The sequence below is a fragment of the Rhodococcus sp. (in: high G+C Gram-positive bacteria) genome (assembly GCF_049299235.1).
Taxonomy (GTDB): domain Bacteria; phylum Actinomycetota; class Actinomycetes; order Mycobacteriales; family Mycobacteriaceae; genus Rhodococcus.
This window is the reverse complement of the sequence record NZ_JBAQXC010000126.1, coordinates 1-8,125: the sequence shown is the minus strand read 5'-3', so window position 1 is coordinate 8,125 and position 8,125 is coordinate 1. Positions and strand designations below refer to the sequence as shown.

7 protein-coding genes and 1 pseudogene are annotated in these 8,125 nt (G+C 62.8%); 2 read left to right on the top strand and 6 right to left on the bottom strand.

Annotation, left to right across the window (positions count from 1 at the left end):
• Positions 1-251 precede the first annotated feature (251 nt).
• The 4 genes and pseudogenes from WAX14_RS07930 to WAX14_RS07915 form a co-directional block, all read right to left on the bottom strand.
• Positions 252-729: pseudogene (locus tag WAX14_RS07930) on the bottom strand (hypothetical protein).
• 102 nt (positions 730-831) lie between these two features.
• Positions 832-1,740 carry a hypothetical protein gene (locus tag WAX14_RS07925; RefSeq protein WP_422627542.1) on the bottom strand — a complete coding sequence of 303 codons (909 nt, stop codon included), beginning with the start codon at positions 1,738-1,740 and terminating at the stop codon, positions 832-834.
• Between the two features lie 796 nt (positions 1,741-2,536).
• Positions 2,537-4,684, bottom strand: a complete 2,148-nt coding sequence (locus WAX14_RS07920; protein WP_422627544.1) for a hypothetical protein — start codon at positions 4,682-4,684, stop codon at positions 2,537-2,539.
• Between the two features lie 385 nt (positions 4,685-5,069).
• Positions 5,070-5,258, bottom strand: a complete 189-nt coding sequence (locus WAX14_RS07915) for a hypothetical protein (protein WP_422627541.1) — start codon at positions 5,256-5,258, stop codon at positions 5,070-5,072.
• Between the two features lie 199 nt (positions 5,259-5,457).
• Here WAX14_RS07915 and WAX14_RS07910 point away from each other — a divergent pair, with 199 nt between their 5' ends.
• Together WAX14_RS07910 and WAX14_RS07905 are read left to right on the top strand one after the other, a co-directional pair.
• On the top strand, positions 5,458-5,898 hold the full coding sequence (locus WAX14_RS07910; RefSeq protein ID WP_422627540.1) for a YbaB/EbfC family nucleoid-associated protein: 441 nt from the start codon (positions 5,458-5,460) through the stop codon (positions 5,896-5,898).
• A gap of 322 nt (positions 5,899-6,220) precedes the next feature.
• On the top strand, positions 6,221-6,607 hold the full coding sequence (locus WAX14_RS07905) for a DUF1304 domain-containing protein (protein WP_422627539.1): 387 nt from the start codon (positions 6,221-6,223) through the stop codon (positions 6,605-6,607).
• 131 nt (positions 6,608-6,738) lie between these two features.
• On the opposite strand, the gene WAX14_RS07900 is transcribed toward WAX14_RS07905, so the two are convergent.
• Together WAX14_RS07900 and WAX14_RS07895 are read right to left on the bottom strand one after the other, a co-directional pair.
• Complete coding sequence (locus tag WAX14_RS07900; RefSeq protein WP_422627538.1) at positions 6,739-7,986, bottom strand: glycosyltransferase family 4 protein; 1,248 nt, start codon at positions 7,984-7,986, stop codon at positions 6,739-6,741.
• A partial coding sequence (locus WAX14_RS07895) for a hypothetical protein (protein WP_422627543.1) occupies positions 7,983-8,125 on the bottom strand: 143 nt, incomplete at its 5' end. The genes WAX14_RS07895 and WAX14_RS07900, both read right to left, overlap by 4 nt.

Genomic DNA, 8,125 nt, shown 5'->3' with positions numbered 1-8,125 from the left:
ATGCCCGCGTTCCTTGCTGTCCTGGATGCCTGAGAACACCCAGCTCACAAGGGCGCGGGCCCTTTTTCAATCACCGACACGGCAACGGGGTCGATCGGCACCCGCCCCTACCAAGTGCGAAGAGCCCCTTTGTCCCAGAACAGGTCGCGAACGTCGGACGATCACCGCTTCGATGTCGAATTCTTGCGTGCACGGCACGATCGGCCCCTTCTCCTTTGCGCAATGATCGTTTCGGCATATATTGAGGTTTCTCACCAAGCCGGTGCTTGTAGCTGAAGCAGAACGAGCGCGGCAGCAACGATCGCACTGATCCTCCACGGACACAAACTGATTCGATGCAGCGCCTTCCGTCGGGTCTTCAACACGGCGTTCGCGCGTTCGACCCGGCGCCCGCATCGCGGACAGGGCCATGTTCCGACAACGGGTCCCGGCACCGGTGTAGCCCTTGTCCGCCAGGGTGGGCATCCCCGCCGCAGCGGCCGGGTAGAGCGCGCCGAGAACACCGTGGCGTCGGGCGGCGATGATGTCGTGCAGGTTGGGCGCCTGAGCGGCGAGCACGTCGATACCTTCGTGGGGATACCGGTATGCGGTGGCCGTCGAGATGCCGGCGTCGCGGGCCGGTGCGGCGACGCCGGTTCCGTCGCGGAACCACCGCAACGCCATCACCGCCTGTACGTAGGCGGCCCGCTGCCACGGCCTACGGTCGGTGTGCTTGCGGTGGGTGGCCAGGACGCGGCATCTGTATCACTGGTGCTCTCTGGTGAGAAAACCTCAATGTGGATGAGATGAGCAATTGGCACGCGAGTCTGATTCGTTTGGGCACAGTCTGGATTACCAACCGGGATTTGCGGGCAAGGTCTCGGGCGGCGCCTCGGAGGAGACTCGGAGACTTCCCTCTTCAGGCGCATCGGGTGCGAACTGGCGCCCCCAATCGGTACAAACCGCAGCCTGACTAATGTCGCGAGGACCGTTGAAACGCACGTCCCAGCCAGCAAAGGCATCGAACGTGGGCGCCTGCCACTGCGGGGGGTTCGCTTCGCTCGATGGACCTGTCGGGGCGGGCGGCAGCGAAGGATCGATGCTGGGGTCCGACCTTTCGATCGCCAGGGGACTGGTGAGGAACGCCTGTGAAATCGATCGTTCGAACAGTCCATCCGCATTCAGGCCGGCTATATTGGAAAGCTGAAGGCAGGCGTACGCGACGAACCCATTTTCGATTCGATCCAGACGGGTAATGCGATGATAAGCAGTACCGTATTCCAGATGAGAATCCGAAGGGACTTCCTCGTAAAAATCCCTCGCACTCTCGTCAATTGCATATCCAAATCCTGGATATCTTTCGGAAAGTGAGGTCGCGAGCGCAATCTGACGAGCTTCGATTACGGCCCGAACAACAGTAGCTTCTGGTGAAAGAAGATCGATTCCAGGTTCTGCAGACCATACTACAGTTGAGTTCTCGAACTTCTCAGGAACGCGATACTCGCGCAATGCAGTTGAAGCCCGACCCTGCGTAGAACTCGAATCTCGAACGTCAGTTGTTTCGTCGACGTCGATTGTGCAGGATACGAGTAGTGAGATAGCGACCAGAAGCGAAGCGACGGTTCTCCTGATCGACTTCATCCGTCCCAATCGCTCATATTCTCGACTTTGCCATTTTCTCTGATGACGGCGGACAAACAAATGAACGATGGGGCGATGAGAGGCAACACCCCGGAGGGTTGATCTGGCCAGAGGCGTCACGAGCACGAGGTAGATCACCAACCGGGATACGCAGGCAAGGTCTCCGGTGGCGTCTCGGAAGAGACGCTGCGGGTGCCTTCGCTTGGAGCATCGGGAGCCAACGGGTGTCCCCACGCCGTGCACACTGCAGCATGGTCAGTTCCGAATGGCGGGCCGAAACTCAATTTCCAACCTTCGAAAACATCGAAGTTAGGAGCCTGCCAATGAGGTATTTCCGTCTCGGTCGGAGCAGCACTCGGAGGACCGGATGGAGGATTGGTTCCCGCGTCAGAGCTTTCGATAGTGAGAGTGCTGGTCAGAAATGCCGGCGAGAGGGTCCGGTAAAAACTATTATCATCCTTCAGGCTCGCAATACCGGAAAGCTGGAGGCAAACATGCGCAACAAATCCTTCGTCGGTAGGATCCAGATTCGCGATGTGGTGGTACGCGGTCCCGTATTCCGGCCACGAAGTCCACGACTTTTCTGCAAAGTACGCCCTGGTGTCCGGGTCTACGGCATTCTCGTACCCTGGGTAGCTCTCCGCAAGCGATGTCGCAAGTGCAACTTGTCGAGCTTCGATTGCTGCACGAACGACGGTAGCCTCCGGAGAGAACAGGTCGATCCCGGGTTCGGCAGACCAGACGATGGTTGAATTCTCGAGCCTCTCAGGAACTCGATATTCGCGTACTGTGGTTGAATTCTGAGCCGGTGTAGTACTCGAATCTCGTACGTCAGTTGTTTCATCGACGTCGGTTGCGCAGGATGCGAGTAGCGGGATAGACACCAGAATCGAAGTGACGGTTCTCCTGATCAACTTCATCCGGCCCACCCGCTCATCTTTTCAACCTCTCCGTTCCCTCGGATTATTGAATTGAACGCTTCTGCGACGCTCGCGTGACCGAAAATGGCATCATCGTAGCCGTTGTAGGCGAACTCGTGTTGCTCCAAATATTCGCCCGCTCTAGTAACGCCCGATCTTTGCAGATACTGATCAGAATTTTCCAGCACTTCATGCCGGACATTATGATTTTCGTACTCGATCCTATCTGCATACGAATCGTTCTTCGTGTTCAGATCGCGAAGTTCTGCGTAAGAGAGCATGGATCGCCCTCGGAGTACTTCTGGGGTAATATCCGAGAACCGTTCAGGACGTTCCTCGACAAGAGTTGTCAGGATGTTGTAACGAATCTCGTTTTGGGACATCGATGTCGGGAGAGTAGTTTCGCTGGTGTCAGTTGATACAATCCCGTTGGATAGGCGCAACTTCGCCTCCGGTGATTCTGCGAATTCCTCGGTCAATTTTCCGTTGGCGTCGATGAAGTCGGATGCGAGGAATGCGCCCCCGACGTATACACCACCGGACGCCACTGCACCCCACGGTGGTGCGACGAAGCCGATACCGGTAGCGATAGCGGCCTGACTCGCACCGAAGTACGCAGCCCGCCGGTCGGCCCGCTCGCTCTTGCTTTCGCTCTGGTCGTTGATTCGGTCGCCCAGTTCGGCATCGAGCCCGCCCTCGACAACCGCCCGCAGGCGACCCGACGTCTCGCCGAGCATCGTCGAATCAGGATTCCTGGCAAAACCCTGATCGATTTCGTGTGCGGCAGCCAACGCACTCCCGTTGATCACCATTCCTGCGCTGGGATCGCTGCTGAGAAGTGAGAACAGTCGGGTTGCCTCGACCGGCCCCAACTGGCCGAAATTGGACGTCATCGACAGCATCCGATTGTCTGTCACCATGTCCACCACATACGGGGAAAATGCTCCGGCCATCGCCTGGGTCAGGGCTGGGTTCACCTCGCCGAGAGACGATTTTCCGTCACCGACTCCAGGGATGTTCATCAGTCGGTCGTACGGATTCTTGTTGGGTTCGTCGAGGAATCCCAGCGTTGATTCCGACCCCGACGACGAGAGGACCTGCGAGAGAGCGTACGAGGCTTCGCCGGCACGGTCGGCGCGTGTCGTGTCGGTCGGATCGGTGACAACAGCATCCTCGGCAATCCACTCGACGAGCTGCCCCACACCGGCACCATCATCGCTCCATTCGTGCTCGAACAAGGGCATCAAGACCCGCGCGTTGTCGGGTGCCGTGAGCACGTGGTAGGCCGCATCCTCGTTTCGGCCACCGATGTCGACACAGGCCTCGGCAATCGGACCGAACTCGAACTGTGAGTACGCGTCGGTCGGATAGTCACCATCGACCGGGGCAAGGTCGGCGATACGCGACGACGCGCGAACCAGGGTCTCCGAGAACTCTGCGCCGGGCACGAAGCCAGGGTTGGCTTCACCGATGAATCGGGCGAACTCCGGTAGGCGTCCGGCTGCGGCGTTGTGGATGTCCGCGAGCGACTGACCGGGATCGTCGGGACCATAGGCGACCCGATTCAGCTGTTCGGCAAGATTTCCTGGGAGATGTTCCATTCCACCGGTCGTGGTGCCGGCGCCGACGTTTTCGTTGGACACCATGAGCAATCCGTTGGCGAGAGCATCGATGTGAGATGCCGCGCGACTGTCCCCGTCGGCTTCCCTCCCGCGAAGGACGTCGACAGCATTGAGCAATCCGTCGGTGCCGGCTTCCCGGTAGAAGTCGCGCAGGTAGTCGAGTGCCATCGGGGGCACCCGGACGACTGTCTCACCTCGTGCCAGCGCCTCGAGCTGATCAGGAGAGAGTTGGATCGCGGAGATGATGTCGCCGACTCGGCCGTAATCATCCGGTCCCCAGGTGCCCTGGCGTAGTGCAGCCCCATCGGCGGTGCCGTCGGCTGTTGCGAGGTTCTCGTACCCGGTGAAGCGACTCGGCTCGACGCCGGAATCACGGCGGACTTCTGCAAACGCGTCGGCGACCGCGGTCGCAGCGTTCGCGTCGGCCGTCCCGATATCGGCCAGGCACTGGGTGATGCGCCCGGTGTAACTCAGCGCGGCCGCATGCAATGTGGCCTTCCGGATCAGAAGCGCCGGTGTCATCAGGCCTTCGGTTGGTAGATCGCGCATCGACACCGGCGGTGGCGTCACAGTGCCGTTGTCGTCGACGGTGAATCCGGATTCGGTGACCCCCCGCACCAAACCTGCAAGGTGCGTGACCGAGTCCTCGAGCACGGTCGCGCTCGAGGAGATGCTCGTTGCGGCGGTCTCCAATGCTGTTGCGAGTGTGCGTCCGGGGCCAGGGCATCGTGCATGTGAAGGCGCATCTCGTCTCCTGCACCTTCGCCCCAGAATGTGTACGAATCCGTTGTTGCGTCGCCGGCTGTGCGGAACTTCTCGTGCAGTGATTCAGCAAGTGTGCTCCATGACGCGGCGAAGGTCCGCAGCGCATTCGGCGACCAGGTGAGCACCTGAGAAACAGTCGGAGTCACCACAGGGCTGATCCGTCGATCTTGACGAGTGCGGCGACCGCGTCGTCGACCGTCGCCTCGTAGATGTCCGCGCTCGCCATGAGACGGTCGCGAGAATCGGTGAGGTCTGTAGCAGTGGACTGCAGCGCCGAATGCGCCAGGAGTGCGTGTGCGACCAGCGCGGTGGCGATCGAGGATCCGGGCATGGATTCGGTTACGGTTGGACACCCAGCGTCTGTGGGGGTTTCGCGGGCCGTGTTCGATGTCGTTCCGATGAGGGATGCGAACTCGCGCACCAGTGTTGTGTCGACGTGCATACGTGCTCCCCCGAATCGATCCGGCCCCCGCGTGGATTGTCCGATAGGGTAGCCGAGTTGTTCGAAGCGTGAACTCAGGGGGGCCATCGTGGATTACGTTGGATCCGCTCGGCAGGAGCGGTCGGGCGTCGATCCGTTGTCGGGGCGGCTCGAGGCGCTGGTCGCGGCGATGACGACCGCAACGGCACACGCCAGTAGTGATCTGGTGTCGGTCCAGGTCGGCGCGGACGGAACCTTGAAACAACTGAGGATCGACGATCGGGCGATGAATGTCAGTGGCGCGCAACTCGCCGCGCACATCATGGACCTGGTGGGGCGGGCACACACCGAACTGGGTGAGCGCCTTCGGGCCGAAGATCACGCCGTGCAGGCGGATCCGCTTGTTGCGGAGGCGATTACACGGGTGATGGATGCGTTCGAAGCACCGCTCCCGAGCCGTCCCGCACCGCGACCTCTCGAATCGGATTTCGACGTCCACCGGCGGCCGGCGTCGTTTCTTGTCGATCCGCTGGGGCGTCCACGTCGCTGACCGATCCGCGCACCGACGTCACGATGCGTCGCCGAGCCACGCTCCGGGGCGTTCGGTGTACTCGTGCGGGAGGTGTCGTCGAACTCGGCGACGCATTCTGTGCACCCGAGTCGTCGGCATCTCCCCGGCCACCGCATGCCGGTACCTCCACGACATCCCCGCCACCCGCCGCCCATGGAAGGTGCTGCAGCGAACCAGGTTGTGTCCCTATAGCATTAGAGCGATCGTTGCTGCCGCGCTCGTGCTGGTTCATCGACAGGCGCCGGCCCGGTGAGAAAACCTCACCGAAACGGTCGGTTCGAAAAGGTGGAAGGGATCGGCGATGGTCGTCGCGGGATTGATTGCTGCTGTACTCGCCGGTGCGCTGCACGTCTACATTTTTGTACTCGAATCCCTGCTGTGGACCGCACCGCGCACCCGCGCGACGTTCGGAACCAGCATCGAGGAAGCGCGCGTCACCAAGGAACTTGCCTTCAACCAGGGCTTCTACAATCTCTTCCTGGCCGTCGTCACGGCCGCGGGGGTGGTCGGTGTGCTCACCGGCGCGACTGCGGTCGGTGCGGCCCTCGTGTTCGCCGGAACCGGATCGATGGCACTCGCCGCCCTCGTGTTGCTACTCTCGTCGCCGGACAAGGCTCGCGCTGCGATCGTGCAGGGGACGCTGCCGCTCCTCGCGGTTGTCCTCCTTGTCCTCGGATGGACCCTCTGAACCCGGAAGACGAAAGGGGGACCAGTGTCCTCCGGTAACCAGATCCGGTTGACCGCGCCGTAGTCCCCGGCGAGACCTTCGTCGACGGCAGCGGCACCTCCGTCGACGCCTCCCCCAGTTCGTGTGCGGCGTCAGCCTCGGTCGGGGAGCGGCCGCTGCGGGATCGTCGGTCGCGCCAGCGGATGACGAACCCGGCGTTTCGCACCCGCGTATACCTGCGCCGTCTCCTCGGCGACCTGCCGCCAGTCGAAGTCGTCGGTGAGGCGTGCGCGGGCCGCGCGGGCGCGTTCCTGGGTGGCGGCGGGGTCGTCGAGCAGTTCGCGGACGGCGGAGACGAGACCGGCCACATCGCCCGGCTGGAAGGACAACCCGGTGACACCGTCGACGACGGCCTCGCCGAGGCCACCCGCGGTGGAGGTGACGAGCGGGGTTCCGGCCGCGGCGGCCTCGAGTGCGATGATCCCGAACGGTTCGTAGCGGCTGGGCAGCACGATCGCGTCGGTGCCGTGCAACCAGCCGAGCAGTTCGGTGTGGTCGAGGTTGCCGAGGAACGTCACCGACCGCGCGACCCGATGGATCCGGGCCTGCTCACGTAACCATTCGAACTGGGTGCCCTCACCGGCGACGACGAGTGTGGTCCCGGGATGCGACCGGCGGATCTTCGGCAGCGCCGCGATCGCGTCCTGAACGCCCTTCTCGTATTCGAGGCGTCCGACGAACAGCAGCCGGGCCGGGCCGGTGGACGGTTCCCGGTCGCGGTACGACCAGGTGGTGACGTCGATACCGTTGCGGATCACCGAGATCGACGGTAGATCCGGCCCGTACAGTTCGGCGACCTCGTCGCGCATCGACGCCGAACAGGTGATGAGCCAATCGGATTCGTTGGCCAGCCACCATTCGACCGAGTGCACCTGCCGGTTCATCTTCCCGGACAGCCAGCCGCTGTGCCGGCCGGCCTCGGTCGCGTGCAGCGTCGACACGAGCGGTACGTCGAAGTATTCGGCAAGCGCGATGGCCGGGTGCGCGACCAGCCAGTCGTGCGCGTGCACGACGTCGGGAATCCAGCCGTCGCCGACGCCGCCCCGGCCCAGTCCGACGCCGGCGCGGACCATCGCGTGCCCCATCGCCAGGGTCCAGCCGAGCATGTCGTCACCGAAATCGAAGTGCGGCGGGTCCTCGGCGACCGCGACGACGAGGACGCCCTCGGAGATGTGGGTGACGGTGGGGTGGGTGGACGAGTCGGTGCCGGTGGGGCGGCGGGACAGCACGACGACCTCGTGGCCCGCCGCGGCGAGTTCGGTGGCCAGGTGATGCACGTGGCGGCCGAGCCCGCCGACGACGACCGGCGGGTACTCCCACGAGACGAGGAGGATTCTCATGTCGGGTCTCCGTTCGGCAGCCGCCGTGCGTCGAGTGCGGGGAACAGGTTGTCGGCGTGGTTCCAGCCGTCGGCGAGGCGTGCGGCCGTGTCCTGGCGGCCGGCCGCGACGGCACCGGCGATCTCGCGCAGCGCGTGCG